The sequence below is a fragment of the Bacillus sp. MSP13 genome (genome assembly GCF_000815295.1).
GTDB lineage: Bacteria > Bacillota > Bacilli > Bacillales > Bacillaceae > Bacillus > Bacillus vallismortis.
Genome location: NZ_JXAQ01000013.1, coordinates 119,380 through 146,070, shown reverse-complemented (window position 1 = coordinate 146,070; position 26,691 = coordinate 119,380). Strand labels below are relative to the sequence as shown.

The following is a 26,691-nucleotide window of genomic DNA, read 5'->3' as shown; positions in this document are numbered from 1 at the left end:
AGTCCTGTAAATCAAGGATAATTTCTTTCTGTAATGAACATTTGTGTTTTCCACGAGGATTAATGTCAGGTTTACTGACCGCATACATGCGTTGTGAAGATAAATATGATAAACAGCCTAACGATTTGGGATGGAAAATGAATCGAATGATTAGTAAAATTGAATAAATGACCACATTAATATTTTGAAAGAATATTGACTAACACTAGAAAAATGGTAATATTGTAAATGATAATGATAATCAATTACTATATGGCCATATTGTTTTGAGTCCTTGCGGAAGTAGGAGATACGTTCTTTTTGCTGTAAGGATTGTAAGGAGGCAGCATGAAGCTACGTTACTTATTTATTCTACTTATCATATTAGCAATCACATCTGTGTTTATCGGCGTAGAAGATCTGTCGCCGCTTGATCTCTTCGATTTAAGCAAACAAGAGGCATCAACGCTGTTTGCAAGCCGTTTGCCGCGATTGATCAGCATTCTTATCGCGGGCTTAAGCATGAGCATTTGCGGTTTGATTATGCAGCAGATCAGCAGAAACAAATTCGTGTCACCAACAACGGCGGGCACGGTGGATTGGGCGAGGCTCGGCATTTTAATTTCTTTGCTGCTGTTTACATCCGCCAGTCCTTTAATCAAAATGCTGGTCGCGTTTGTCTTTGCCCTTGCAGGGAATTTTCTGTTTATGAAAATTCTTGAAAGAATCAAGTTCAACGACACCATTTTTATTCCTCTTGTCGGTTTAATGCTCGGGAATATCGTCAGTTCCATCGCGACATTTATCGCATATAAGTATGACTTGATCCAGAATGTGTCATCATGGCTTCAGGGAGACTTCTCTTTAGTCGTGAAAGGAAGATACGAGCTTCTTTTTCTGAGTATTCCGCTCGTCATCATTGCCTATTTCTATGCGGATAAATTTACAGTGGCCGGTATGGGAGAAAGCTTTTCTGTCAATCTCGGCCTCAAGTATAAACGAGTTGTGAACATCGGGCTCATGATCGTGTCCCTGATCACGTCTCTTGTCATTTTGACTGTCGGTATGCTTCCGTTTCTCGGTTTAATCATCCCGAATATTGTATCGATGTACAGAGGAGACAATTTGAAGAACAGCCTGCCGCACACGGCGCTATTGGGAGCGGTTTTTGTACTGTTTTGTGATATATTGGGCAGAATCATTATCTTCCCTTATGAAATCTCGATTGGCCTGATGGTCGGAATCATCGGCAGCGGCATTTTCCTGTTTATGCTGTTAAGGAGAAAAGCATATGCGTAACCAGATGAAAATTGCGTTGCTCGTTGGTTTATCCATTGTATGTATCGGCTTATTTCTATTTTATGATGTAGGCAATTGGGATTACACCCTGCCGAGAAGAATCAAAAAGGTCGCCGCCATTGTGCTGACGGGGGGAGCGATTGCGTTTTCGACGATGATCTTTCAAACGATTACGAACAACCGCATTCTGACACCGGGCATCTTGGGCCTAGATTCTCTCTACATGCTGATTCAGACCGGCATCATCTTTTTGTTCGGTTCTGGAAATATGGTCATCATGAATAAAAACATGAACTTTATCATCTCTGTTTTGCTGATGATCGTGTTTTCTCTAGTTTTGTATCAGCTCATGTTCAAGGGAGAGGGGAGAAATATCTTTTTCCTTCTGCTCGTCGGAATCGTGTTTGGCACGCTGTTTGGCAGCCTGTCTTCCTTTATGCAGATGCTGATTGACCCGAATGAGTTTCAAGTTGTACAGGACAAGATGTTTGCCAGCTTTAACAACATTAATACGGATTTGTTATGGCTTGCGTTCATCATCTTCCTGCTGACAGGCGTTTATGTCTGGCGTTTTACGAAGTTTTTTGACGTGCTGTCGCTCGGGCGCGAGCACGCCGTGAATTTGGGCATTGACTACGACAAAGTGGTGAAGCAGATGCTGATCGTGGTTGCGATCCTTGTTTCTGTTTCAACAGCGCTAGTCGGGCCGATCATGTTTTTAGGGCTTCTTGTCGTCAACCTGGCGAGAGAATTCTTGAATACATATAAGCACTCATACTTAATCGCAGGCTCCGTCTTGATCAGCATCATTGCGCTGGTGGGAGGACAGTTTGTGGTTGAGAAAGTATTTACCTTCTCAACGACACTGAGCGTCATTATCAATTTTGCCGGCGGGATTTATTTTATCTACTTGCTGTTAAAGGAGAATAAATCATGGTAGAGGTCAAAAATGTAAGCAAACAATATGGGGGGAAAGTTGTCCTTGAAGAGACGTCAGTCACGATTCAAAAAGGCAAAATCACCTCGTTTATCGGGCCTAACGGCGCCGGCAAAAGTACGCTGCTGTCTTTGATGAGCCGCCTGATCAAAAAAGACTCCGGCGAGATTTTCATAGACGGCCAAGAGATTGGATCCTGCGACAGCAAAGAGCTTGCTAAAAAAATGAGCATTTTGAAGCAGGCGAACCAAATCAACATCAGGCTCACCATCAAAGATCTTGTCAGCTTCGGCAGATTTCCGTACTCACAAGGCCGGCTGACAGAGGAGGATTGGGTTCATATCAACCAGGCGCTCGGCTATATGAAGCTGGAAGACATTCAGGACAAATACCTGGATCAGCTGAGCGGCGGACAGTGCCAAAGGGCATTTATCGCAATGGTCATTGCCCAGGACACCGATTATATTTTTCTGGATGAGCCGCTGAACAATCTGGATATGAAACATTCAGTTGAAATTATGAAACTGCTGAAACGGCTGGTGGAGGAGCTAGGAAAAACAATCGTGATCGTGATTCATGATATCAACTTCGCATCCGTCTACTCCGATCATATCGTGGCCTTGAAGAACGGCCGAATCGTAAACGAGGGGCCGCCTGAGGAGATTATTGAAACCTCTGTGCTTGAGGAAATTTACGATATGACCATCCCGATTCAGACAATTGATCATCAAAGAATAGGTGTTTATTTTTCTTAATATATAGAAGAGGTGAGGAGCATGAAAAAATTCGCATTACTATTCATCGCGTTGGTAACGGCAGTTGTGATTTCTGCATGCGGAAACCAAAGCACAAGCAGCAGCAAAGGTTCTGATTCAAAGAATGAACAAATCACAGTGAAACACCAGCTGGACAAAGACGGCACAAAAGTGCCAAAGAATCCGAAAAAAGTCGTCGTATTTGATTTTGGAAGCTTAGATACGTTAGATAAACTCGGTCTTGATGATAAAGTGGCGGGCCTGCCGAAACAAGCCCTTCCTAAGTATCTGTCCCAATTCAAAGATGACAAATATGCTGATGTGGGAAGCTTAAAAGAGCCTGACTTTGAAAAAGTGGCTGAAATAGACCCTGACCTGATCATTATTTCAGGAAGACAATCTGAGTCATACAAAGAATTCTCTGATATCGCGCCGACGATTTACCTTGGCGTGGACACAGCGAGATACATGGAGTCATTTAAGTCAGACGCGGAAATAATCGGTAAGATCTTTGATAAAGAAGATGAAGTAAAAGATGAACTTGCAACAATTGATAGCTCCATTGCAGACCTTAAGAAAACAGCTGAAAAGCTTAACAAAAACGGTCTTGTCATCATGGCGAACGACGGAAAAATCAGCGCGTTCGGTTCTAAATCAAGATACGGCTTGATCCACGACGTATTCGGTGTGACTCCGGCTGATAAAAACATCAAAGCGTCTACTCACGGACAAAGCGTTTCTTATGAGTACATCTCAAAAACGAACCCGGATTATCTGTTTGTCATTGACCGCGGAACAGCGATCGGAGAAACATCATCTACAAAACAAGTCGTTGAAAACGATTATGTGAAAAACGTAAACGCAGTGAAAAATGATCATGTCGTTTACCTTGATTCTGCTACTTGGTACTTATCAGGAGGCGGACTTGAGTCTATGACGCAAATGATTAAAGAAGTGAAAGACGGTTTAGAGAAGTAAAAAAAATGAGCCTCCGCTTAAAAGCGGGGCTCTTTTTTTATGAATCAGCGTGCCGCCTGCTGTTCGGCAGGGCGCTGAGGTTTCTTTAATGTAAAAGAGAGAAGGAAGCCGGCAAGCGCGATGCAGGCTGCCACAAGAAATGCGGCGTTCATGCCGTGCAGGGCTGCGTGTTTCGCATTTGTCGTGCCTGCGTGTGCCGCTTGGTTGCTCATGACGGATACCAATAGTGCGGTTCCGATCGAGCCGCCGACTTGGCGGATGGTGTTGTTCATCGCTGTTCCGTGCGGGATCAGGTGGCGCGGCAACGCGTTGATTCCGGCAGTGGTCACCGGCATCATGATCATGGCGGTACCTAAGAGACGAACGGTATACAACATAACAATCCAAGCGAGTGACGTATGGTCGGTCAGCTGCATAAACGGCAGCGATGTCAGGAAGATGATGCAGAAACCGGTGATCGCCAGCCCTCTTCCGCCGACACGGTCAAAGATTCTGCCGATAATCGGTGACATGAAGCCCATCACAATGGCCCCCGGGAGAAGCATGAGTCCTGTATCAAAAGCTGTAACGTCTCTGACGTTTTGTGTATAAAGCGGCAGGATGGTTTCCGTACCGATCAATAGTGCAAAGACAAGCGTTCCAAGCAGTGTTGTTAAGCTGAACACGCCAAATGTGAAGACGCGGAATTCCAGCATCGGTTTTTCAAGCTTCATTTGTCTCGTAATAAACAAGATCAGTGCGACGACACCCACCAGCAGTGAAATCAAGACGGTTGAACTGGTCCAGCCGTAAGATCCGACGCTTGAGAAGCCGTACAGAAGCCCGCCGAATCCAAATGTCGAAAGGATCACTGATAAAATATCAATCTGTGTTTTTCTTAAAGTCGTCACGTTCTTCATTAGAATGCTAGCAAGAAGTAAATCAATCACAGCAAATGGAAGAATGATATAAAACAGCGATCTCCAAGAGAAAGCTTCGACTGCCCATCCGGAAAGAGTCGGTCCGATCGCAGGCGCGAACGAGATGACCAATCCGACCATCCCCATCGCTTGGCCGCGCTTTTCAATCGGAAAGATTGTCAAAAATACGGTCTGCATGAGCGGCATCATAATACCGGCGCCAGCTGCTTGTATGATACGCGCTGTCAGAAGAACCGGGAAGTTCGGCGCGAACGCTCCGACAACTGTTCCGGCAGTAAAAATGCTCATTGCTGTAATGAGCAGCGTCCGGCTCGTGAATTTCTCAATTAAAAACGCGGTGATCGGAATTAAAATCCCGTTGGTTAACATAAATGAAGTTGTCAGCCATTGCGCTTGGTTGGCATCTACATTGAATTCCCTCATAATATGGGGAAGCGCGGTAATTAACAGCGTCTGATTCAAGATCGCGACAAACGCCCCGGCTAATAAAATGCCGACAATGATAGAACGGTTAAAAGGTTTTGGTGCCATACTTTTTTCCAATACTTATCCCTTCTTTTCTTTACGTAATGAACAGTGTTTTTAACATCGAAACGGGCTGTGTTAAAACACCGGTTTGTTCTAGATAGCCAATCAGTGATTTGAGCAAAAAAGCGCGGGGTTCTTCCTTCTTCGCTTCTTCTTCCAGCATGGCGGCTGCGGATGTCAATTCATCTACGTCATAGTCCGCGGCGGGCAGGGAAGAGATGCCTTGATGTAATTCTTTCAGGGTTTCCGACAACAGGGCTGATTTATCCTTTGGTTTGCAGGAGGATGCTGAATGAATATAAAGCTCGATGGCTTCTGGAGGAAGGAGAGACTTCTGGGTTTCCTTGTTTTTGACAAGCTGATTGAGGGTGCTGATGATAAACGCTGCGATCGGGTCAAGCTCAAGCGGTTTTTCCTCTATTTTGATCAGCATGACAAACTCACGCATCATGCCGTGAAGAATGATGACCAAATCCCATACGAACGGGAGAATGGTTTCTCCATATGCCTGAATCAGTGAATCGCGGTGCCAGCGGATAATCGTTGATCTGGTCTGATGGATATGCTGTTTGACCCGGTTATTATGCAGCTTGGGGTCTCCGTAGGTCAGCATATTGAAAAACTGCTGATTCCGCCTGAAGCCTTCCAGCTCCATTTTGACCTTTTGCATCAAACGCTCCTCCGGTGTCAGCTCGGTATTTTCCTGAAGTCTTGAGGCCGCGGCCACCATTTGCTTCTGGTTAAATGCCAGCAGCTCTAAAAGCAGATCTTCCTTAGACTGAAACAGCTTATATATCGAAGCTTTTGACATCTTACATTCTTCTGCGATCGCCTGCATGGAAACTGACGTAAAATCCTTTTCCGAAAAAAGCTTTCTCGCAGCTAACAAGATATCTGTTCTTTTATCAAGCATCTCATGGCTTCCTTCTTTCCTGAACATTAGAAAACCCATTGGTTCACACAAAACCAATGAGTAACAATGAAAAAATTTTACCAAATAAACGAAATAGAAGTCAATGGATTTTAACCGGACAATCAAAAGGCCCGCCGGAAAATCCGACAGGCCGGGTGAGGCTTATTTTTCAACTTTGAATCCTTGTTTTTCAAGCATTTCACGGATGTGCGGATAGTACAGGCGCTCATAATAGGATGCGATGCCCTGTGACCAGTTTCTTGTTTCTTTTCCGTTTGTTCGCTCTTTCATATATTCAGACATCGTCTCGTCATATGCCTGGATGTGGGACGTCAGCTCATCTTGATTCAAATAGGTTTCCTGATGATTGACGGCTTCCTGTGGAAGACGCGGTTTTTTCGCCGAACGGTCTGAGGGATGGCCGATGACAAGGCCTGATACAGGAAACACGTATTTTGGAAGCTCAAGCAGTTCAATCAGCTCTTGAGGGTTTCCGCGAACCGCGCCGATCGGTACCGTGCCCAGTCCGAGGGATTCGGCAGCTGCTGTCGCTGTGCCAAGGGCAATACCAGCGTCTACGGCGCCGACAAGAACAGACTCCAAACCGTTGGTGATCTCCATATTGAAATCATGCAGATCTTCAAGCGCGATTTTAGCCCGGTTGAAGTCTGCGCAGAACAGAAGGAAAACAGGAGCCTGATCAATCCAAGGCTGACCGCCTGCCAGCTCGGAAATTTTCTTTTTGCGTTCTTTATCCTGCACTGTGATCACAGTCACTTGCTGTCCGTTGATCGAAGTTGGGGCTGCTTGCACCGCTTGAATGATGTGGTCCAATTGTTCCTGGGATACAGGCTCATCTGTATAGCTGCGAATCGAACGGTGGTCTGTTAATGATTTGATGACTTCATTCATATGGGACACCTTTATTTACTCGCTAAGCTCTGTGCGGACAACATCAAGAGGGGCGCTCAGCAGTTCTTTTCCTTTTGCGACAAATCCTTGGAAATGCGCAGTTTCATTGTGGAACTTCATCGCCGCTTCATCTTTCCATTGCTCAAGCATCACAAATGTATTTTCTTCGCCCACTTTTTCAAATAGGTCGTATTGCGCGTTGCCTTCCTCAGCTCTTGAATGCTGAACAAGCGATTGCGCCTCGTTCAAAAATTCCTCGCGTTTTTCTGGTTTTACTTTGATGTAAGCTTGTAATACGATCATGTCAATCTCCTCCATCGTTATGCTGATTTTATTGTTCGAATTTCATCGAACTAACTGTAACATGTATTCAAATTGAGGTAAAGGAAAAACCCTCAAATAGTAAAATTGTCATTCGAATTGTTGTGTGATACATTTGTGTCATGAACATTCCAAACCATCCAGAAACAGAGACGTTGCAGCTGACAAAGGTTCTTCACGCACTTAGTGATCCGCTTCGTTTAGAGCTCGTCAAGCAATTAGCTGAAGCGAAAGAAAAAACATGCGGCACCTGTGCGGATGTACAGGTTGCCAAGTCGACCTTGTCGCATCATTTTAAAGTGCTGAGAGAATCAGGCATCGCTCAAGTTCGGATAGAAGGGAAGCGCCGGTATTATTCGCTTCGCGCTGAAGACCTTGAAAAGGCGTTTCCCGGCCTGCTTGAAGCCGTACTGAATGTGGACCAGGACCGCTGGTGAATCAATCCCCTGTACCGGGGGATTTTTTTATGCCCGTAAACAGTACGGAACAGCCTCTCGACACCCTCTTGAATGTCTTCTTCCTTCAATCGCGCGAAGCCGATAATGAGAGCGGGCCGGCCTGTTTGCCGCTTGTTTTCCTTCAAGCCAAACCGGCTCATTCCGAAGATTCCGAGCTGCTGGCCGGCGGCATGTGCCAGGATGTCTTGTTCGATGCGGCTTGTATGAAATTTGGAGACGAAATGCAGTCCCGCATTTGCCCCTTGTACGGAAACCTCTCCTCTGAACTTTGTTTCTAAAGCGGTGATCAGGCGCTCTCTCTTTTCTTTATAATGCTGCTTCATTTTCTTAATATGCTTCTGATATTCTCCGAATTCGATAAATTCCTGCAGGGCGAGCTGCGTAAGCGAGGAGCATGTCTGCAAATCATAGCCCCGCTGTTTATATATCCGCAATAGCTCCGGCGGCAAAACCATATAGCTGATGAAATTCAAACCGGTATTGCCAGAACAGGTACTTATTTTGCCAGTAAACATTTTGATGTTGTTCTTGGCCTGATCACGGTTTCTAAATCACTAGCGGCGGGCCTCCCGTTAAGCGGTGTGATCGGCCGTGCGGAACTGATTGATGCGACAGCGTCCGGGGAGCTGGGCGGCACGTACGCAGGCAGCCCGCTCGTCGGGTGTGCGGCGGCTTTAGCTGTTTTGGATATCATTGAAGAAGAAGGGCTGAATGAGCGATCTGAAGAAATCGGCAAAATGATTGAAAGCAAGGCGTATGAAAGGAAGCGAGAATTCCCGTTCATCGGTGATATCCGGGAGACTCGGGGCAATGGCGGCAATCGAAATGGTCAAGGATCCGGTCACGCGAGAACCTGATAAGGCGAAAGCGGCAGGGATTGCGGCGTATGCGAATCAAAACGGATTGCTTTTGCTGACAGCGGGAATCAACGGCAATATGATTCGCTTTCTGACGGCCGCTCGTCATCTCAGGAAACCTTCTGAATGAAGGGCTCAGCATCTTGGAGGCGGGTCTGCGAGCGTAATCATTGGAAAGAAAACGGCTGGGTCTGCTATCATTTTAAGTAATCATAAAACAGAAAGGAATGTTCAACATGCCAGATCAATTAACGGTCTACAACCCGGCTACGGGCGAGGAGATCAAAACGATTCCCCAGCAATCCGCCCAAGAAGTAGAAGAAGCCATTGAACGTTCACATCAAGCGTTTAAAACGTGGTCCAAAACATCAGCGAATGAAAGAGCGTCTCTTTTGAAAAGATGGTATGAGCTAATTGTTGAACATAAAGAAGAACTTGCAGATGTAATTACAAAGGAAAACGGAAAACCGTATCAGGAAGCGGTCGGCGAGGTCCTATACGGCGCAGGTTATATCGAATGGTTCGCAGAGGAAGCGAAGCGTGTATACGGAAGAACGGTTCCTGCACCGACAACCGGCAAACGAATTGTCGTCTCACGCCAGCCAGTAGGCCCGGTTGCTGCCATCACGCCATGGAATTTTCCGAATGCGATGATTACACGCAAAGCGGCGCCTGCTCTTGCCGCCGGCTGTACATTTATCATCAAGCCGGCACCGGACACACCGCTGTCTGCCTATGAGCTTGCGCGGCTCGCATATGAAGCGGGCATTCCAAAAGATGTTCTGCAGGTTGTCATCGGTGACGGCGAAGAAATCGGGAACGTGTTCACAAGCAGTCCAAAAATCCGCAAAATCACGTTCACAGGATCGACGCCGGTCGGGAAAATCCTCATGAAAAACAGTGCGGACACCGTGAAACATGTCTCTATGGAGCTCGGAGGACATGCGCCGCTGATCGTGGATGAGGATGCCAACATTGACCTTGCCGTCGAACAGGCAATGGCGTCTAAATACAGAAACGCCGGCCAGACGTGTGTTTGTGCAAACCGTCTTATTGTTCACGAATCCATCAAAGACGAATTTGCCGCGAAACTAAGCGAACAGGTGTCTAAGCTGAAAGTCGGAAACGGCCTTGAGGATGGCATTAATGTGGGCCCGATTATCAATAAAAGAGGCTTTGAAAAAATCGTCAGCCAAATTGATGATGCTGTTGAAAAAGGAGCGAAGGTTCTTGCTGGGGGCACGTATGAGCGAAACGATGACAAAGGCTGCTACTTCGTCAACCCGACAGTGCTCACCGATGTCGATACGTCAATGAATATCATGCATGAGGAAACATTCGGCCCGGTTGCACCGATCGTCACATTTTCTGATATTGATGAAGCGATTCAGCTTGCCAACGATACCCCGTACGGATTGGCTGCTTACTTCTTCACAGAAAACTACCGCCGCGGCATCTATATTTCCGAGAATCTCGAGTACGGTATTATTGGCTGGAATGACGGCGGGCCGTCAGCGGTTCAAGCGCCATTCGGAGGTATGAAAGAAAGCGGAATCGGCCGCGAAGGCGGTTCGGAAGGCATCGAGCCTTATCTTGAAACAAAATATATGTCCATCGGTTTGTAATAGAATGCAAGCTCCTTAAGAGCTGCCGGATCTTCCGGCAGCTCTTTTTGTGTTCCCAGCGAATAACCCAAACGATTTCAGCCAAAATAACAGCAAATACATTTTGAAAGAAGGTTCCCCAACAATGGATTTATTATTGGCTCTTCTCCCGGCTTTGTTTTGGGGGAGCATTGTTCTTTTCAATGTGAAATTAGGCGGCGGGCCGTACAGCCAGACACTCGGGACGACGATCGGGGCGCTCATTGTGTCTATCGTCATTTACTTTTTTGTTCAGCCCGCTCTGTCACTGCGTATCTTTACTGTCGGCATCGTATCCGGGTTATTTTGGTCCCTTGGACAGAGCAACCAGCTGAAAAGCATTGAATTGATGGGTGTGTCCAAAACAATGCCGATATCCACTGGAATGCAGCTCGTTTCAACCTCGCTGTTCGGTGTGATTGTGTTTCGTGAATGGTCAACACCGATTGCGATTACGCTTGGCATTCTCGCTCTGATCTTTATCATCGTGGGAATCATTCTCGCGTCATTGGAAGATAAAAAAGACAAAAAAGAGGGAGAGCCAAGCAACTTAAAAAAGGGCATATTGATTCTTCTTGTCTCAACGCTTGGCTATTTGGTCTATGTGGTCGTCGCCAGGTTGTTCAACGTGTCGGGCTGGTCGGCTCTTTTGCCGCAGGCGATCGGGATGGTAATCGGGGGGCTTGCTTTAACCTACAAGCACAAACCCTTTAACAAATATGCGGTCAGAAATATCCTCCCGGGCTTAATCTGGGCAGGCGGAAATATGTTTTTGTTTATTTCTCAGCCGAAGGTCGGTGTCGCGACAAGCTTTTCCCTCTCACAAATGGGAATTGTCATTTCAACGCTTGGCGGCATTTTCATCCTGCGTGAAAAGAAAACAAAACGCCAGCTTATAGGGATTGGAATTGGAATTGCCCTGATTATTGCGGCAGCCATATTTTTAGGAATCGCCAAAACAAATTCATAACAATTGGAGGAAGATAAAGATGTATCCGGATTTAAAAGGGAAAGTCGTCGCCATTACAGGAGCAGCATCAGGTCTTGGGAAAGCCATGGCCATTCGCTTCGGCAAGGAGCAAGCAAAAGTGGTGATCAACTACTTTAGCGATAAACAGAATCCGAACGAGGTAAAAGAAGCGGTCGTCAAGGCTGGCGGTGAAGCCGTTATCGTCCAAGGTGATGTCACGAAAGAGGAAGATGTAAAACATATTGTGGAAACTGCCATTAAAGAGTTCGGCACACTCGATATTATGATTAATAATGCAGGTCTTGAAAATCCTGTCCCCTCTCACGAAATGCCGCTGAAGGATTGGGATAAAGTCATCAGCACGAACTTAACCGGCGCTTTTTTAGGAAGCAGGGAAGCGATTAAATATTTCGTAGAACACGATATCAAGGGAAATGTCATCAACATGTCCAGTGTGCATGAAGTGATTCCGTGGCCGTTATTTGTCCACTATGCGGCTAGTAAAGGCGGGATTAAGCTAATGACGGAAACGTTAGCGTTGGAGTACGCGCCGAAGGGAATTCGTGTCAATAATATTGGTCCGGGCGCGATCAACACGCCAATCAATGCCGAAAAATTCGCTGACCCTAAACAGAAAGCAGATGTTGAAAGCATGATTCCGATGGGATACATCGGCGAACCGGAGGAAATCGCCGCAGTAGCGGTATGGCTTGCTTCGAAGGAATCAAGCTACGTCACAGGCATCACGTTATTCGCGGACGGCGGCATGACACAATATCCTTCCTTCCAGGCAGGACGCGGATAAATCAAAAAAGCGACCCAGAAATACTTCTGGATCGCTTTTTTTCATTAGGCGCGCTTTTTCTTTACAAGCGCTGCCACAGATAAAATAATGGCTGCAGCAGACAGCACAACCGCTGTGATGTCAAGAGCTGAAGAGCCCGTGTCCTTGGAATCGTCTTCCGTTTTCGTGGCGCCGTGCTCATCTGTTACTTGCTTTGCAGCGGTAATATGTGTAATGGAATGAGGCGTATCGGCATCTTCGTCACCCGTCCACTCGACAATGCTGCCGTCTTTGTAATATTGATATGCGTCCCAAGCGGCTTCATCCGCTTTATCAGGGTTTTTGGCAACAAAGGTAAAGCGCTGGAACTGTCCTTCTTGAATGCCGCCGTCAGTTGCCTCCCATGTGACGGAAACTGATTGATCATCGTGTTTCTGGGTAGATACCTTCCAGCCTGGAATCGGCTCGTATTGTTGGAACTCAACATCCTTCGGCATTTTGAGGACAACCTTTGTTGTCGGCAGGTTTTTTTCAGAAGGAACCTTCATTGTATAGGTTTCCCATGAGCCTGCAGCAGATTCAGCGGGCTTTACGGTAACGTGCGCGCTGGCAGAGGCCGTAAAGAATAAAAGTGAGCCGACAATAGCTGAACATAGTGTACATGCGATTTTTTTAAACAACGTAAAACACTCCTTTAATTGGTTTTTGTAAACATGATATTGATTTCGTTAAAGTCACCGGTCAAACCGTGGACTTTGATCTTCCAGTTTCCTTTTTCATTAATGGACAGATTTTCGTCCTGGAAGACGCCATTTTCTTTCTCTTTTAATTGAAAAGTGTTTTTGTTTTCGCTGCCTGACAGACCTGTTTTATAAACGGTTAACGTGATTTGCTGGATGTTTTTCACCGGGTCGCCGTTATGGTCGGTGACTCGCAGATCAAATACGTTTTTGCCTGGCTGATTCGGACTGATGCTGAGAGAAACGCTTTGCCCGTTCTCAATCGCTTTGGTTTGGTAGAACGGTTCCGGCACGGGCTCAGGCGGGCTCGGCAGGCTGGTAAACACGGCCGCTGTGATCAATACAGCGATGCCGATTGCCCATTCCGCTTTCACCGTCCGGCTGATTCCTGCGCGGCGCTGTTTTCTGGTGAGCAGAAAATGAACCGCGCCTAAGGCCAGCATCAACACAAACAGTCCGCTTTTCACTAAAAGAGCTTGGCCGTATGCTGTGTGGAACAGCGAATCCATCGAACGTATGATAAAAAATCCATTAAGCAAGCCTGAAAATAAAATGACGCCGACCGCAGTAAGCGCCCATGGAGAGAACCGGCTTACCGTTTCCCATGCGAGCGTTTTGTCCGGCCGCTTCCATTCGTTTGCGAGCAGCAAAACGAGTGCCGCTATTCCGCCGACCCAGATGGAAGCAGATGATAAATGTAGGAAATCCATCAAAATTCCGACCGCTTTTTCTTCAACAACCGCCGCATGGCCGGTAAACGCTTTGGCGAGCAGGAGGCCGAAAAAGAAAATGAGCGGCGCTGTCCAATATCCGAAGGACGAAAAGCGGTTTTTGCGTATCGCAGGAATGACAGAGAGCGTAAGCAGCACGTACAGCGCGGCTTGAATGATCCAAATGGTGCCGCCTGCTGTTTTTAGCAGTGTTTCTCTGATGTAGTCCGGCTGGAAGGCGCTGCCCCAGCCGCCGCCCGCGTTTGCTTTTGTTTGAATCGGAAGCTGAAGCAAAAGCGCCAGCCCCAATGCGGTGATCGAGATGATGAGGATATATCTCGTCCGTTTGGCAAGTTGTTTTGAATCTCCTTTATACCAGAAGAGATGGAAAAAAACCGTCCCGATAAATAGAGATAAGGCTGTATACAGAATCGCGCGGTCTGCGGCTGTTGCCGGATTAAGCGCTGAACCGGCTGCTTTTTGGGTGTTGAATCCGCCTTCCGCTTTCCCGATGCTGAACGGTATGACGCCGGAGACCGGATGCCCGTCCGCGGATACAGCATTCCATTCCGCTCTGTATACATCACGTGGCAGATCCTTTTTCAGCTTCACCGCCATGATGTGATTGTTGTTTTTTTTGATTTCAGTTTTATCTGTATCCACCCGGTCGCCGTTTGAATTATAGACTTTAATGTAATGAAACCCTTCTTCAACCGGTTCATTAAATTCGATTTCCACCTGTGCAGGAGCGCTTTTTAATTCGCTGTTTTCCCCGGGTGAAGATGTAACAATATAGGCGTGAGCAAAGCTTGTTTTCGGGAGGAAAACAAGAAAAAGCAGAAGGATAATCCACCATCTGTTTTGCTTCATCACTCAAACACCACCTTCCGCTGTATATGTTGTGTTATGTCTTGGTGCAGGTGCAGCGCTTTTTTCTGTCTCGAAGCATGTCTTCGAGCGCCTGGTCGAACGTGCGGACGGCTCCGCCGAATCCTTTTTGAAACCGTTCGGCATGGTCGAGTGTCGCAAACGGAATCGCCTGCGGCTGGCAGCAGTGCAGGTTTAATTCAGCATTAACCACAAAATAAGCCGAACAGGCACTGACCGTTGTGTGTAACAGAAAATCTCGGCAAATCAAGTGTGAAACCTCTTCCGTTTTATCTGCGTAGCGCAAAAACGCGCAGTGTGCGCAGCATAGCTGTTCAATGTCTTGGTTTACCGTAATCATCTGAACCGAATAAGCCTGATTGACCGGCTTCAGGCAATAGCTGCACATATGATCCGCTTGAGGTATTTGGGCTGGGAGCGTGATGCCGCCGGCCGTTTTGATGACCTGATTTGACTGAACAAGCTGGTTGACATCTCTGTATACGGTCATTTCCGAAACACCGAACTTTGCGCTGATGTCAGAAATTCTGAGCGCGCCTTCTTCTTTCAGCCACTTCAGTATGTGTTGCTGTCTATTAATCGGAAGCATACATACATCCCCTCCATTAAGATCTATTTAAGCGTAGAGGATTTTAGAGACAGAGACAAGTAAGTAGATGATAAAAAATGTGAAAATGTGTTGAACAGCAACAGAACGAAACAGAAGGGACTCTGGTATAATAGACATATGGAATGGAAAGTGAGGAATACCCTATGAAAGAAACACAATGTCCGAACTGCGGCAAACCTTTGACAGGCGACATGGTCAGATCATCAAACGTGCCTTGTCAATTTCGCTGCGGACACTGCCGGGAACGGCTTTATGAATATAAAGTATCAGCTCCGATGATGCTGCTGTCACTAGCAGTGATCGTGCTGCTTATTTATCTTTTGCTGCTCCTCCGCGATGCGGTTGGCTCAATGCTGCCGGCCGTACAGCACGTGCCGATGGCTGTTTTTGCACTTGTGTGCGCCTATCCCGTTTTCATAGTGAGTGAGCGGATGATCGCCAAGTACGTGATTCAAAACGGCAACATTATTTATAGAGGCAAGAGAAAAGGCTCCTAGGCTCCTGAAATCAGGAGCCTTTTTTATTTAAAAAATTGTCACACCCGTATGCCAAAGTCCTCTTTACTTTCAATTGTATAGAGTGTGTAAGCGTTTTAACATAGAGTCAAAGGGAAGCATGATTCTCTGAACATCTTTTTCTATCTTACAGCCACAAACAAAACAGGGAGGGTTTATATATGCAGCAAGAACAACAGCAAGGCGGCATGAAAGTGAAAGTGCAGCGTTTCGGCAGTTATTTGAGCGGAATGATCATGCCGAATATCGGCGCGTTTATCGCGTGGGGCATCATTACCGCGCTGTTTATTCCGGCGGGGTGGTTTCCGAATGCGCAGCTGAATACACTTGTCAGCCCGATGATCACATATTTACTGCCGCTTTTGATAGCGTATACAGGCGGAAAAATGATTTACGACCACCGCGGCGGAGTCGTCGGGGCGACAGCGGCAATCGGGGTGATTGTCGGGTCGGATATTCCGATGTTTTTAGGCGCAATGATCATGGGGCCCCTTGGCGGATACCTCATTAAACAGACTGATCAATTATTCAAGGATAAAGTCAAACAAGGCTTTGAAATGCTCATCAACAACTTTACGGCAGGGATTGTCGGCGCGGCTTTAACGATTCTCGCGTTTTACGCTATCGGACCGGTTGTCCTGACGTTAAACAAATTGCTGGCGGCCGGTGTAGAAGTCATTGTACACGCGAATTTACTGCCTGTAGCCAGCGTTTTTGTAGAACCGGCGAAAGTGTTATTCCTCAACAACGCCATTAACCATGGAATCTTAAGTCCAATCGGAATCGAGCAGGCGGCCCAAACGGGAAAATCGATCTTGTTCTTAGTAGAAGCAAACCCTGGGCCGGGGCTCGGCATTTTGCTGGCGTACATGTTCTTTGGCAAAGGCTCTTCAAAATCGACGGCTCCCGGCGCGGCGATCATTCATTTCTTTGGCGGGATTCATGAGATTTACTTCCCGTACATTTTGATGAAACCGGCCCTGATTCTGGCGGCGATTGCCGGCGGCGCAAGCGGACTCTTAACATTCACGATCTTTCATGCCGGACTTGTCGCAGCAGCGTCACCGGGAAGCATCATCGCATTGCTGGCGATGACGCCAAGAGGCGGCTACTTCGGCGTATTGGCGGGTGTGTTGGTCGCCGCCGCTGTTTCGTTCATCGTATCAGCAGTGATCCTGAAATCTTCAAAAGCAAGCGAAGAGGATCTCGCTGCCGCAACAGAAAAAATGCAGTCCATGAAGGGGAAAAAAAGCCAAGCGGCCTCTGTTTTAGAAGCGGAGCAAACGAAAGCTGAGAAAGCATCTGAGCGGTCTTCTGAAAGCGTAAACAAAATCATCTTCGCATGTGATGCGGGAATGGGATCAAGCGCGATGGGAGCATCGATTTTAAGAAACAAAGTGAAAAAAGCGGAGCTGGATATTAGTGTGGCCAACACGGCCATTAACACTCTGCCAAGCGATGCGGACATTGTCATCACACACAAAGATTTAACAGATCGCGCGAAAGCGAAGCTGCCGAACGCGACACACATATCAGTGGATAACTTCTTAAACAGCCCGAAATATGACGAGCTGCTTGAAAAACTTAAAAAGTAATCTCATAGAAAGAGAGTGATACCCATGCAAGTACTCGCAAAGGAAAATATTAAACTCAATCAAACGGCATCATCAAAGGAAGAAGCCATCAAAATGGCAGGCCAGACGCTGATTGACAACGGCTATGTGACAGCAGATTACATTGGCAAAATGTTTGAACGTGAAGAAACATCATCTACTTTTATGGGAAATTTTATAGCCATACCACACGGCACAGAAGAGGCGAAAAACGAGGTGCTTCACTCTGGAATATCCATCATACAGATTCCAGACGGCGTCGAGTACGGAGAAGGCAACACCGCAAAAGTGGTATTCGGCATTGCGGGCAAAAATAATGAGCATTTAGACATGTTGTCTAACATCGCCATCATTTGCTCAGAAGAAGAAAACATTGAACGCCTGATCTCTGCTAAAAGCGAAGAAGATTTGATCGCCATTTTCAACGAGGTGAACTGACATGATCGCCTTACATTTCGGTGCGGGAAATATCGGGCGGGGGTTTATCGGCGCGCTGCTTCACCACTCTGGCTATGACGTAGTGTTTGCGGATGTGAACGACACGATGGTCAGCCTCCTCAATGAAAAAAAGGAATACACAGTGGAGCTGGCAGAAGAGGGGCGTTCATCAGAGGCCATCGGCCCGGTCAGCGCCATCAATAGCGGCAGCCAGCCGGAGGAGCTGTATCGGCTGATCAATGAGGCGGTGCTCATCACAACGGCGGTCGGTCCGAACGTGTTAAAGCTGATTGCTCCGTCTATCGCAGAAGGGTTAAGACGAAGAAACGCTTCAAACACACTGAATATCATTGCCTGCGAAAATATGATCGGAGGAAGCAGCTTCCTGAAGAAAGAGATATACAGCCATTTAACTGAGGCGGAGCGGGAGTCCGTCAGTGAAACGGTCGGTTTTCCGAATTCCGCCGTTGATCGGATCGTGCCGCTTCAGCATCATGAAGATCCGCTCAAAGTGTCGGTTGAACCATTTTTTGAATGGGTCATTGATGAATCAGGCTTTAAAGGAAAAACACCGGTCATAAACGGCGCGCTATTTGTTCATGATTTAACGCCGTACATCGAGAGAAAGCTGTTTACGGTCAATACCGGACACGCGGTGACAGCGTATGTCGGCTATCAGCGCGGGCTCAAAACGGTCAAAGAAGCAATCGATCACCCGGAAATCCGCCGTGTCGTTCAGTCCGCGCTGCTTGAAACCGGTGACTACCTCGTCAAAACGTATGGCTTTAAGCAAGCCGAACACGAACAATATATCAAAAAAATCATCGGACGCTTCGAAAATCCATTCATTACAGACGATGTGACCCGCGTAGCGAGATCACCTCTCAGAAAACTGGGAGAAAATGATAGGCTCGTAGGCCCGGCAAAGAAAATAAAAGAGCCGAATGCAATGGCGGAAGGAATTGCCGCTGCGCTGCGCTTCGATTTCACCAGTGATCCTGAAGCGGTTGAACTGCAAGCACTGATCGAAGAAAAAGGATACAGCGGCGTGCTTCAAGAGGTATGCGGCATTCAGTCTCATGAACCGCTGCATGCCATCATTTTAAAGAAACTGAATCAATAAACGACCCGTGACAGCATGTCACGGGATTTTTTTACCATCTCGCATTCTAGTATAATAGAAAACGCTTACGATAACAGGGGGAGGAGAATGAAAATGAAACAATTCGAGATTGCGGCAATACCGGGAGACGGAGTAGGAAAAGAGGTTGTGGCGGCTGCTGAGAAAGTGCTTCATACAGCGGCTGAGGTGCACGGCGGTTTGTCATTCTCATTTACGTCTTTTCCATGGAGCTGTGATTATTACATGGAGCACGGCGACATGATGCCTGAGGACGGCATACATACGCTTACTCAATTTGAAGCGGTTTTCTTAGGAGCGGTCGGAAACCCGAAGCTGGTTCCCGATCATATTTCGTTATGGGGGCTTCTGCTGAAAATCCGGAGGGAGCTTGAGCTTTCCATTAATATGAGACCGGCCAAACAAATGGCAGGCATAACGTCGCCGCTTCTGCATCCAAATGATTTTGATCTTATGGTGATTCGCGAGAACAGTGAAGGAGAGTACAGTGAAGTCGGCGGACGCATTCACAGAGGCGACGATGAAATCGCCATCCAGAATGCTGTATTTACGAGAAAAGCGACAGAACGAGTCATGCGCTTCGCCTTCGAATTGGCGAAAAAACGGCGCGGCCATGTGACAAGTGCGACAAAATCGAATGGCATTTATCACGCGATGCCGTTTTGGGATGAAGTCTTTCAGCAGACTGCGGCTGATTACAGCGGAATCGAAACGTCATCCCAGCATATTGATGCGCTGGCCGCTTTTTTTGTGACGCGTCCGGAAACGTTTGACGTCATTGTGGCGAGCAACTTGTTCGGTGATATTTTAACGGATATCAGCTCAAGCCTGATGGGAAGCATTGGTATTGCGCCGTCCGCGAATATCAACCCGTCCGGCAAATACCCATCTATGTTCGAACCGGTTCACGGCTCAGCTCCCGACATTGCCGGCCAAGGCCTTGCCAATCCAATCGGCCAAATTTGGACAGCGAAGCTGATGCTTGACCATTTCGGTGAGGAAGAACTGGGGGCGAAGATCCTCGATGTCCTGGAACAAGTAACAGCTGATGGCATCAAAACACGCGACATTGGCGGACAAAGCACAACGGCTGAGGTGACGGATGAAATCTGTGCTCGTTTGAGAAAATGGTGATGAAATAGGGCGGGTGGATGGTTGCCCCGGCCAATCAATTTCCGTACACAACTATCCGAAAAATACTAACCAAGAAGATCCAAATGCTGTATAATAATTTGGGATTCTTAGGAAGGTATTGGGTGAAGGAAGTTGAATGCGAAAAAAATCACATTAAAGAAAAAAAGAAAAACAAAATGGATCGTTGTATTCAGTATCGTTTTGATCGCTGCACTTATTTTGACGATTAGAATGGCGTTTTACAGGCCTTTTCTCGTTGAAGGCTTGTCAATGGCTCCAACGCTTCAAGACTCAGAAAGAATTTTGGTTGACAAAGCAGCCAAATATACAGGCGGTTTTCATAGAGGCGACATCATAGTCATTCAAGACAAAACGAGCGGCCGTTCATCAGTCAAACGTTTAATCGGTTTGCCTGGTGACAGTGTAAAAATGAAGGATGATCAGCTATACATAAACGATAAGAGGGTGGAAGAACCGTACCTCAAGGAACATCAACAAGAGGCCAAAGAAATAGGTGTGAGCTTAACAGGTGACTTCGAAGCTGAGGTTCCTTCAGGCCAATATTTCGTAATGGGAGATAACCGCCTCAATTCGAAGGATAGCAGAAACGGAATGGGTATGCCTTCTGATGAAGAGATCGTCGGTACTGAATCTCTCGTCTTTTATCCGTTCGGTGAGATGAGACAAGCAAAGTAAAAAACGACTGAGGTACTGATGACCATTTTTGCGCGTTACAGAACAATCTAATGAAATAGGACGAGGTGGTTTTTCCGCCTCGTTTTTGATGAGGGACAGTGTTTTGAGAAAGAGGCCCTGTCAAAATAAAACGACTCAATATTGGCAAAGCCATGTAGGGCATCAAATTGATATATCGCCAAACTGGGGTGCTGTTTGTCCCGCAGTTTTTTGATGAGAAGCGCAACATCAAACGACAGTTCATATGAAGGGAAAAACAATAGGACCGGGTAGACTGGCGCGTGATGGAGAGAATCACGTATTCGGGAACCGTAATAACAAACAGCTCCGCTCACCTCAGGCATACTGCTGCATTTCCATGCAATCGTCACGCCTGCGCTGAATCCTGCCACAAAGACCTGCCGTCCGGCGTTTTGAATGATGGTTTCTCCCATTTTCAGCCGTTCATGTTTTGTAAACTGTTCGTATGTTGTTATTTCCTCTAGCAATGTGTAAACTTCACCATCCTCGGGGAGGTTAGGTGTCACTACATCATATCCAGCCATTTTGATTAGCCGGGCCATTTTTTTCATATGGCTGTTTACCGTATATTTCATGGGCGAGAATGACGAGCGGCTTTGGGGGCATAACGTTCTCCTTTTTCGTTTCTACCACTATATCATAACGTTCAGCTGTAGGCTGATATATAATAGTCAAAAAAGGAGAGAGAATATGAACCCATTATCTTTGCCTCACCGCTATCCGTTTTTGTTTATTGATCGCGTGACGAAAAGCGAGCCAGGCAAATATGCGGAAGCGTATAAGCTGATTAGTGAAAACGACTGGTTTATCACTGACACGCAAACAGAAATGCCGTTTTCACTTGTGATCGAAGCGCTGGCGCAAACCGCGGCTTTTACAGGGATGGCAGATGAGAACAGCTTAGGCTTATTGTCTTCCGTGAAGAAAGCGGAAAAGCTCGGAGCGGCCATGCCCGGTGATCGGCTTGAACTTGCGTTTGAGGTTACGCGCAACCGGCGCGGGTTTGTGTTCGGACATGCCAAGGCGTCAGTGTGCGGACAGCCTGTTGCTGAAGCTGAAATCGGTATCTATATCGAAAAGTGAAAAAAACCCTTCACAACGATTTGTGAGGGGTTCAATCATTTTGTATCGTAATCCCGTTCGCTTTGTGAGTCATCTCTTTGCTGCCGTTTGTGTTTTTCATCCTCCATATTTTCCTTCAGCTCTTCATTTGGAATCGGATCGGTTAAGTCATTGTGTTCGGGATTTTCATTTGGTTTATTTTGTTGTTTTCTTTCTGTCATCTATCATCACCTCACCGTTTGTTTTCCTCTTATTCGCGTGCCTCAAACATGTGAAATCGCTTTTTTGTCCCGCTGGGTATAATGTATTAGAATAGGTAGAAGCACAATTAAAAGATAAAGAGAGGTACATATATGTCTGTTCAAAGAGAAAATGTGGATATTAAGCTGATCGCAATTGATATGGATGGAACCCTGCTGAATGACGAGCAGCTGATTTCGGATGAAAACCGTAAAGCCATTCGGGAAGCGGAGGATAAAGGCGTGTACGTGGTGATCAGCACGGGCCGGACACTGATGACGTGCCGGGAGCTGGCTGAATCGCTGAAGCTGTCGTCCTTTTTAATCACGGCAAACGGCAGCGAAATTTGGGATTCGAATTTTAACTTGGTCGAACGTAAGCTGCTCCATACAGATCATATTCAAATGATGTGGGATTTGCGGAATAAGCACAACACGAACTTCTGGGCATCTACTGTAAATAAAGTATGGAGAGGCGAGTTTCCGGAAAACATTACGGATCATGAATGGCTCAAATTCGGCTTTGACATTGAGGATGACGACATCCGAAACGAAGTGCTGGAGGAGCTGAGAAAAAACAAAGAGCTCGAAATCACCAATTCAAGCCCGACAAACATTGAGGTCAACGCGCTTGGCATCAACAAAGCCGCAGCCCTTGCGAAGGTTTCTGAAAAACTCGGCTTTACGATGGAGAATGTGATGGCGTTGGGTGACAGCCTCAATGACATCGCCATGATTAAAGAAGCGGGTCTGGGTGTCGCGATGGGGAATGCGCAAGACATTGTGAAAGAAACGGCGGATTGGGTTACGAAGACAAATATTGAAGATGGTGTCGCGAAAGCGATTCGCCATTGGGTTTTATAAAAAAAGGAGTCCTGAGATGGGCTCTTTTTTTAGTTTGGCAGGTTTTCTTCTGGGCCCATGGTAGGTTTTCTAACAAAAGTATTTCACAAACTGAGAGGTTTGAATTATAATAAAGCAAAGTTCAAAAATTCGGAATAGTCGTTCCGAATTTCGGAACAATAAATACATCAAGCAAATCATTTGCTTTGGCAGGAGGGATTCTGTGTTTCAAGTTGATTTGAACTGTGATTTAGGAGAAAGCTTCGGAGCCTACAGGATAGGCCTTGACCAAGATATTTTAGAGTATGTCACATCTGCGAACATCGCATGCGGGTTTCATGCAGGAGATCCCGGTGTCATGCGGAAAACCGTTGCGCTCGCGGCAGAAAACGGTGTGAAAATCGGCGCGCATCCGGGTTTGCCGGATTTACTGGGCTTTGGCCGCCGCAATATGGCGATTTCACCTGAGGAAGCGTACGATCTCGTCGTCTATCAAATTGGCGCGCTCTCTGGTTTTTTAAAAGCAGAAGGACTTCACATGCAGCACGTCAAACCGCATGGCGCTTTATACAATATGGCGGCTGTCGATCAAAAGCTGTCAGACGCTATTGCGAAAGCAGTCTATAAGGTCGATCCCGGCCTAGTGCTTTTCGGTCTTGCTGGGAGCGAGCTCGTCAAAGCGGGTGAACGGATCGGACTTCAGACGGCAAATGAAGTATTCGCTGATAGAACATATCAAGCCGACGGCACACTGACACCGCGTTCCCAACAGGACGCACTCATTGAAAGCGATGATGCCGCCGTCACCCAAGTGATCAAAATGGTGAAAGAAGGGGCGGTTAAATCTCAGCAAGGCCATGACGTGTCCTTAAAAGCAGATACCGTTTGCATCCACGGAGATGGAGCCCACGCGCTGACCTTTGCGCAAAAAATCAGAAAAGAACTCAAAGCGGCAGGCATTGAAGTGGCCGCTATTTCAGCACAGAAGTCAACATAAAGGAGGAACAATAGATGGAGCATCAGAAAAAAACAGCAGGAAAAAAAGCGGGCAGCTGGTCATTGTTGATGGGGGCCGCCTTTTTAATGGCGACATCCGCGGTTGGCCCGGGATTCCTGACACAAACCGCAACATTTACAAACACACTCGCGGCAAGCTTCGGTTTTGTCATTATTATCTCTATTATTTTAGATATTTTCGCCCAAACCAACGTATGGCGCATCATCGCGGTTTCCGGAAAACGAGGCCAGGAAATTGCGAATATGGTGCTTCCGGGATTGGGTTATTTCATTGCCACTCTCGTCGTGCTTGGAGGACTGGCTTTTAATATTGGGAATATCGGTGGTGCCGGACTGGGACTTCAGGTGCTGTTTGGCATTACACCGGAAACAGGCGCTTTAATCAGTGCTGTTGTTGCCATTTTAATTTTTTTAATTAGAGAAGCAGGAAAAGCGATGGACCGTTTTACGCAAATAGCCGGTTTTGTGATGATCCTTTTAACTCTGTATGTCGCGTTTACAACAGCTCCGCCTGTTGGCGAGGCTGTAGCAAATACGATTGCGCCCGAGCAAATCAGCATTTTTGCTATTGTCACGCTTGTGGGCGGAACTGTCGGCGGTTATATCACATTTGCCGGAGGACACCGTTTGCTGGATGCCGGAATTAAAGGGAAGGAATCCATCCCGCAGGTGACAAAAAGTTCAGTTGTCGGCATTTTAATTACATCTGTCATGCGTATTGCTCTTTTTCTTGCTGTTCTTGGGGTTGTTTCAAAAGGCCTGCACATCGATGAAAGCAATCCAGCGGCTTCTGTCTTCAAGCTGGCTGCTGGAAATGTCGGTTATAAAATTTTCGGATTGATCATGTGGTCCGCGGCCCTTACATCTGTTATCGGGGCGGCTTATACATCGGTTTCGTTCTTTAAAACCTTTTCTCCGAAAATTGAAAAGAATTCACGCGGGATTATTATCGGGTTTATCGTAGTTTCTACGTTATCTTTTGTCACAATTGGACAGCCTGCGAAAATCCTCGTGCTTGTCGGGTCACTGAACGGCTTAATTTTGCCGATTGCGCTCGGAACGCTTCTGATTGCCGCATATAAGAAAAAGATTATCGGTGATTATAAGCATCCGCTTTGGCTGACCATTTCAGGTGCACTTGTTGTGGTTGTAATGGCTGTAATGGGCGTCTACACGTTATTTACACAACTTCCTAAATTGTGGAGCTGATAAAGGTGGAGCAATTAAATAAAATGGCGCCGAAGGATGTACGCGCCTTGATACGAGAGGGAAAAATAACCGGGCCTACCGCAGGCATAGCCGGCGGTTATGCCCAAGCGAACCTTGTGATTTTGAAAAAAGACCTTGCGTTTGACTTCCTGCTGTTTTGCCAGCGGAATCAAAAGCCATGCCCTGTGCTGGATGTGACCGATGAAGGTTCGCCTGTGCCGTCTCAGGCCGCGCCGGATGCTGATATTAGAACGGACTTCCCGAAGTACCGTATCTATAGGCAGGGTATCTTGACGGAAGAGGTATCTGATATCACGCCATACTGGGAGGATGACTTTGTCGGTTTTCTGATTGGATGCAGTTTTTCTTTTGAACAGGCGCTGATCAATAATGGAATAGCTGTCCGGCATATTGATGAGGGGACAAACGTCCCGATGTATCAAACGAATATCGATTGTGTTCCGGCGGGGGCGTTTCAAGGAAAGATGGTTGTCAGCATGAGACCCGTTCCAGAACAGCTGGCTGTACGGGCCGCACAAGTGACCTCGCGTTTTCCGGCTGTGCACGGCGGGCCGATTCATATTGGCAATCCGAGAGCAATCGGCATTAGGGAACTGGACAAACCGGATTTCGGAGATGCCGTTTCCATTCGTGAAGGAGAGGTTCCTGTTTTTTGGGCATGCGGTGTAACCCCGCAGGCTGTGGCTATGAATGTAAAACCTGAAATGGTCATCACACATGCGCCGGGGCATATGCTCATCACAGATATTCGAGACGAGTCGCTTGCGGTGCTGTAACCTCTCGTCCTCCTGATGAACGAGAAATAAAAGAGGTGAGAAAGATGACTGTATGTCAAATCGAACAGCTCGGTGATTCTGCGATGATGATCCGATTCGGAGAAGAAATAAATGAACAGGTCAACGGCCTTGTCCATGCCGCGGCCGCTATGATAGAAGAACAGCCATTTCCGGGATTCATTGAGTGTATCCCGGCTTTTACAAGTCTAACTGTATTTTATGATATGTATGAAGTGTACAAGCAATTGCCTAAAGGGATCAGCTCTCCTTTTGAAAAGGTAAAGCTTGATGTTGAAGAGCGGCTGAAGGAAATAGCCAAAGACTATGAAAACAGCCGCCGGATTGTGGAAATTCCCGTATGCTATGACGGTGAATTCGGGCCCGATTTAGAAGAGGTGGCGAAGCTCAATCAGCTCTCTCCGGAGGAAGTCATTGACATTCATACGAGCGGCGAATATGTGGTGTATATGCTAGGTTTTGCTCCCGGTTTTCCCTTTTTAGGCGGGATGTCCAAGCGCATTGCCGCTCCAAGAAAATCATCGCCAAGGCCTGCAATTCCCGCAGGTTCAGTCGGAATCGCGGGATTGCAGACAGGCGTTTACCCGATTTCAACACCGGGCGGCTGGCAGCTGATCGGCAAAACACCGCTGGCACTTTTCCGGCCGCAGGAAAACCCGCCGACATTACTGCGGGCGGGAGACATTGTGAAATTCGTCCGCATCTCAGAAGAAGACTATCACGCCTATAAGGAGGAGTCCAATTGA

General features: G+C 46.9%; 28 protein-coding genes and 3 pseudogenes. 21 read left to right on the top strand and 10 right to left on the bottom strand.

All coding sequences use genetic code 11. From position 1 onward, the window contains the following. Window positions 1-327: 327 nt before the first annotated feature. The 4 genes from yclN to SC79_RS15705 are packed head-to-tail and all read left to right on the top strand — an operon-like array spanning window position 328 to window position 3,948. Window positions 328-1,278 carry a petrobactin ABC transporter permease YclN gene (yclN, locus tag SC79_RS15720; protein ID WP_039075854.1) on the top strand — a complete coding sequence of 317 codons (951 nt, stop codon included), beginning with the start codon at window positions 328-330 and terminating at the stop codon, window positions 1,276-1,278. Then, window positions 1,271-2,218, top strand: a complete 948-nt coding sequence (gene yclO, locus SC79_RS15715; protein ID WP_039075853.1) for a petrobactin ABC transporter permease YclO — start codon at window positions 1,271-1,273, stop codon at window positions 2,216-2,218. The genes yclN and yclO overlap by 8 nt, the downstream gene beginning before the upstream one ends. Next, on the top strand, window positions 2,212-2,970 hold the full coding sequence (gene yclP, locus SC79_RS15710) for a petrobactin ABC transporter ATP-binding protein YclP (protein WP_039075852.1): 759 nt from the start codon (window positions 2,212-2,214) through the stop codon (window positions 2,968-2,970). Before yclO ends, yclP begins: the two co-directional genes overlap by 7 nt. A 21-nt stretch (window positions 2,971-2,991) precedes the next feature. Next, window positions 2,992-3,948 carry a siderophore ABC transporter substrate-binding protein gene (locus tag SC79_RS15705; RefSeq protein ID WP_039075851.1) on the top strand — a complete coding sequence of 319 codons (957 nt, stop codon included), beginning with the start codon at window positions 2,992-2,994 and terminating at the stop codon, window positions 3,946-3,948. Window positions 3,949-3,992: 44 nt separating this feature from the next. On the opposite strand, the gene SC79_RS15700 is transcribed toward SC79_RS15705, so the two are convergent. The 4 genes from SC79_RS15700 to SC79_RS15685 form a co-directional block, all read right to left on the bottom strand. Then, window positions 3,993-5,399, bottom strand: coding sequence for an MDR family MFS transporter (locus SC79_RS15700; protein WP_039076031.1), 1,407 nt, complete (start codon window positions 5,397-5,399; stop codon window positions 3,993-3,995). A gap of 31 nt (window positions 5,400-5,430) precedes the next feature. Then, window positions 5,431-6,309: a TetR/AcrR family transcriptional regulator gene (locus tag SC79_RS15695; RefSeq protein WP_039075850.1), complete on the bottom strand. Its 879-nt coding sequence runs from the start codon at window positions 6,307-6,309 to the stop codon at window positions 5,431-5,433. A 162-nt stretch (window positions 6,310-6,471) separates the two neighbouring features. Beyond that, complete coding sequence (locus tag SC79_RS15690; protein ID WP_039075849.1) at window positions 6,472-7,221, bottom strand: NADPH-dependent oxidoreductase; 750 nt, start codon at window positions 7,219-7,221, stop codon at window positions 6,472-6,474. A gap of 15 nt (window positions 7,222-7,236) precedes the next feature. Beyond that, the gene (locus tag SC79_RS15685; RefSeq protein WP_019713321.1) at window positions 7,237-7,524 is read right to left on the bottom strand and encodes a putative quinol monooxygenase; all 288 of its coding nucleotides are present in this window, start codon (window positions 7,522-7,524) and stop codon (window positions 7,237-7,239) included. A 140-nt stretch (window positions 7,525-7,664) separates the two neighbouring features. On the opposite strand from SC79_RS15685, the gene SC79_RS20190 reads away from it, so the two are divergent. Next, window positions 7,665-7,979, top strand: coding sequence for an ArsR/SmtB family transcription factor (locus tag SC79_RS20190; protein ID WP_010330808.1), 315 nt, complete (start codon window positions 7,665-7,667; stop codon window positions 7,977-7,979). A 17-nt stretch (window positions 7,980-7,996) separates the two neighbouring features. On the opposite strand, the pseudogene SC79_RS15680 reads toward SC79_RS20190, so the two are convergent. Continuing rightward, window positions 7,997-8,464 (bottom strand): annotated as a pseudogene (locus SC79_RS15680) (GntR family transcriptional regulator); the annotation flags it as partial. Between SC79_RS15680 and SC79_RS15675 the strand changes: the two are divergent. The 4 genes and pseudogenes from SC79_RS15675 to gdh all read left to right on the top strand — a co-directional run. Further along, window positions 8,456-9,024, top strand: a pseudogene (locus SC79_RS15675) (aminotransferase class III-fold pyridoxal phosphate-dependent enzyme); the annotation flags it as partial. The pseudogenes SC79_RS15680 and SC79_RS15675 sit on opposite strands and share 9 nt — an antisense overlap. 69 nt (window positions 9,025-9,093) lie before the next feature. After that, window positions 9,094-10,482, top strand: a complete 1,389-nt coding sequence (gene gabD / locus SC79_RS15670) for a succinate-semialdehyde dehydrogenase (protein ID WP_039075847.1) — start codon at window positions 9,094-9,096, stop codon at window positions 10,480-10,482. 124 nt (window positions 10,483-10,606) lie between these two features. Further along, entirely contained in the window at window positions 10,607-11,470 is an 864-nt protein-coding gene (glcU, locus tag SC79_RS15665; RefSeq protein ID WP_039075846.1) for a glucose uptake protein GlcU, read from the top strand. Window positions 11,471-11,489: 19 nt separating this feature from the next. After that, window positions 11,490-12,275 carry a glucose 1-dehydrogenase gene (gdh, locus tag SC79_RS15660; protein WP_039075845.1) on the top strand — a complete coding sequence of 262 codons (786 nt, stop codon included), beginning with the start codon at window positions 11,490-11,492 and terminating at the stop codon, window positions 12,273-12,275. A gap of 44 nt (window positions 12,276-12,319) precedes the next feature. Here gdh and SC79_RS15655 read toward each other — a convergent pair whose 3' ends face one another. The 3 genes from SC79_RS15655 to SC79_RS15645 are packed head-to-tail and all read right to left on the bottom strand — an operon-like array spanning window position 12,320 to window position 15,181. Next, complete coding sequence (locus SC79_RS15655; RefSeq protein ID WP_039075844.1) at window positions 12,320-12,934, bottom strand: YcnI family copper-binding membrane protein; 615 nt, start codon at window positions 12,932-12,934, stop codon at window positions 12,320-12,322. Between the two features lie 14 nt (window positions 12,935-12,948). Continuing rightward, entirely contained in the window at window positions 12,949-14,574 is a 1,626-nt protein-coding gene (locus SC79_RS15650; protein WP_039075843.1) for a copper resistance CopC/CopD family protein, read from the bottom strand. A 34-nt stretch (window positions 14,575-14,608) separates the two neighbouring features. Next, entirely contained in the window at window positions 14,609-15,181 is a 573-nt protein-coding gene (locus SC79_RS15645) for a DeoR family transcriptional regulator (protein WP_039075842.1), read from the bottom strand. 164 nt (window positions 15,182-15,345) lie between these two features. Between SC79_RS15645 and SC79_RS15640 the strand changes: the two genes are divergently transcribed. The 6 genes from SC79_RS15640 (at window position 15,346) to sipU (ending at window position 20,739) form a co-directional block, all read left to right on the top strand. After that, entirely contained in the window at window positions 15,346-15,699 is a 354-nt protein-coding gene (locus SC79_RS15640) for a hypothetical protein (protein ID WP_039076030.1), read from the top strand. 179 nt (window positions 15,700-15,878) lie between these two features. Next, the gene (locus SC79_RS15635) at window positions 15,879-17,312 is read left to right on the top strand and encodes a PTS mannitol transporter subunit IICB (RefSeq protein ID WP_039075841.1); all 1,434 of its coding nucleotides are present in this window, start codon (window positions 15,879-15,881) and stop codon (window positions 17,310-17,312) included. A 24-nt stretch (window positions 17,313-17,336) separates the two neighbouring features. Beyond that, window positions 17,337-17,768, top strand: coding sequence for a PTS sugar transporter subunit IIA (locus SC79_RS21360; RefSeq protein WP_039075840.1), 432 nt, complete (start codon window positions 17,337-17,339; stop codon window positions 17,766-17,768). A gap of 1 nt (window position 17,769) precedes the next feature. Continuing rightward, a complete protein-coding gene (locus SC79_RS15625) occupies window positions 17,770-18,891 on the top strand; it encodes a mannitol-1-phosphate 5-dehydrogenase (RefSeq protein WP_039075839.1) in 1,122 nt (373 codons plus the stop codon). Window positions 18,892-18,978: 87 nt separating this feature from the next. Then, window positions 18,979-20,043 (top strand): tartrate dehydrogenase, encoded by a 1,065-nt coding sequence (locus tag SC79_RS15620; RefSeq protein ID WP_082022762.1) that lies wholly within the window; start codon window positions 18,979-18,981, stop codon window positions 20,041-20,043. A 132-nt stretch (window positions 20,044-20,175) separates the two neighbouring features. Then, entirely contained in the window at window positions 20,176-20,739 is a 564-nt protein-coding gene (gene sipU / locus SC79_RS15615; RefSeq protein ID WP_039075838.1) for a signal peptidase I sipU, read from the top strand. 51 nt (window positions 20,740-20,790) lie between these two features. Here the strand turns inward: sipU and SC79_RS15610 are convergent. Then, a pseudogene (locus SC79_RS15610) lies at window positions 20,791-21,366 on the bottom strand (dienelactone hydrolase family protein); the annotation flags it as partial. Between the two features lie 84 nt (window positions 21,367-21,450). On the opposite strand from SC79_RS15610, the gene SC79_RS15605 reads away from it, so the two are divergent. Beyond that, window positions 21,451-21,843: a 3-hydroxyacyl-ACP dehydratase FabZ family protein gene (locus SC79_RS15605; RefSeq protein WP_039075837.1), complete on the top strand. Its 393-nt coding sequence runs from the start codon at window positions 21,451-21,453 to the stop codon at window positions 21,841-21,843. Between the two features lie 35 nt (window positions 21,844-21,878). Here the strand turns inward: SC79_RS15605 and SC79_RS20185 are convergent, their stop codons facing one another. Then, window positions 21,879-22,043: a hypothetical protein gene (locus SC79_RS20185; protein ID WP_010330829.1), complete on the bottom strand. Its 165-nt coding sequence runs from the start codon at window positions 22,041-22,043 to the stop codon at window positions 21,879-21,881. A 132-nt stretch (window positions 22,044-22,175) separates the two neighbouring features. On the opposite strand from SC79_RS20185, the gene SC79_RS15600 reads away from it, so the two are divergent. The 5 genes from SC79_RS15600 to pxpB all read left to right on the top strand — a co-directional run bounded on the left by SC79_RS15600 (window position 22,176) and on the right by pxpB (window position 26,691). Then, window positions 22,176-22,925 (top strand): Cof-type HAD-IIB family hydrolase, encoded by a 750-nt coding sequence (locus SC79_RS15600; RefSeq protein ID WP_039075836.1) that lies wholly within the window; start codon window positions 22,176-22,178, stop codon window positions 22,923-22,925. Between the two features lie 202 nt (window positions 22,926-23,127). Then, on the top strand, window positions 23,128-23,901 hold the full coding sequence (gene pxpA, locus SC79_RS15595) for a 5-oxoprolinase subunit PpxA (RefSeq protein ID WP_039075835.1): 774 nt from the start codon (window positions 23,128-23,130) through the stop codon (window positions 23,899-23,901). A 14-nt stretch (window positions 23,902-23,915) separates the two neighbouring features. Next, complete coding sequence (locus SC79_RS15590; protein ID WP_039075834.1) at window positions 23,916-25,130, top strand: NRAMP family divalent metal transporter; 1,215 nt, start codon at window positions 23,916-23,918, stop codon at window positions 25,128-25,130. Between the two features lie 5 nt (window positions 25,131-25,135). Further along, complete coding sequence (locus tag SC79_RS15585) at window positions 25,136-25,927, top strand: putative hydro-lyase (protein WP_039075833.1); 792 nt, start codon at window positions 25,136-25,138, stop codon at window positions 25,925-25,927. A 44-nt stretch (window positions 25,928-25,971) separates the two neighbouring features. Further along, window positions 25,972-26,691: a 5-oxoprolinase subunit PxpB gene (pxpB, locus tag SC79_RS15580; protein WP_039075832.1), complete on the top strand. Its 720-nt coding sequence runs from the start codon at window positions 25,972-25,974 to the stop codon at window positions 26,689-26,691.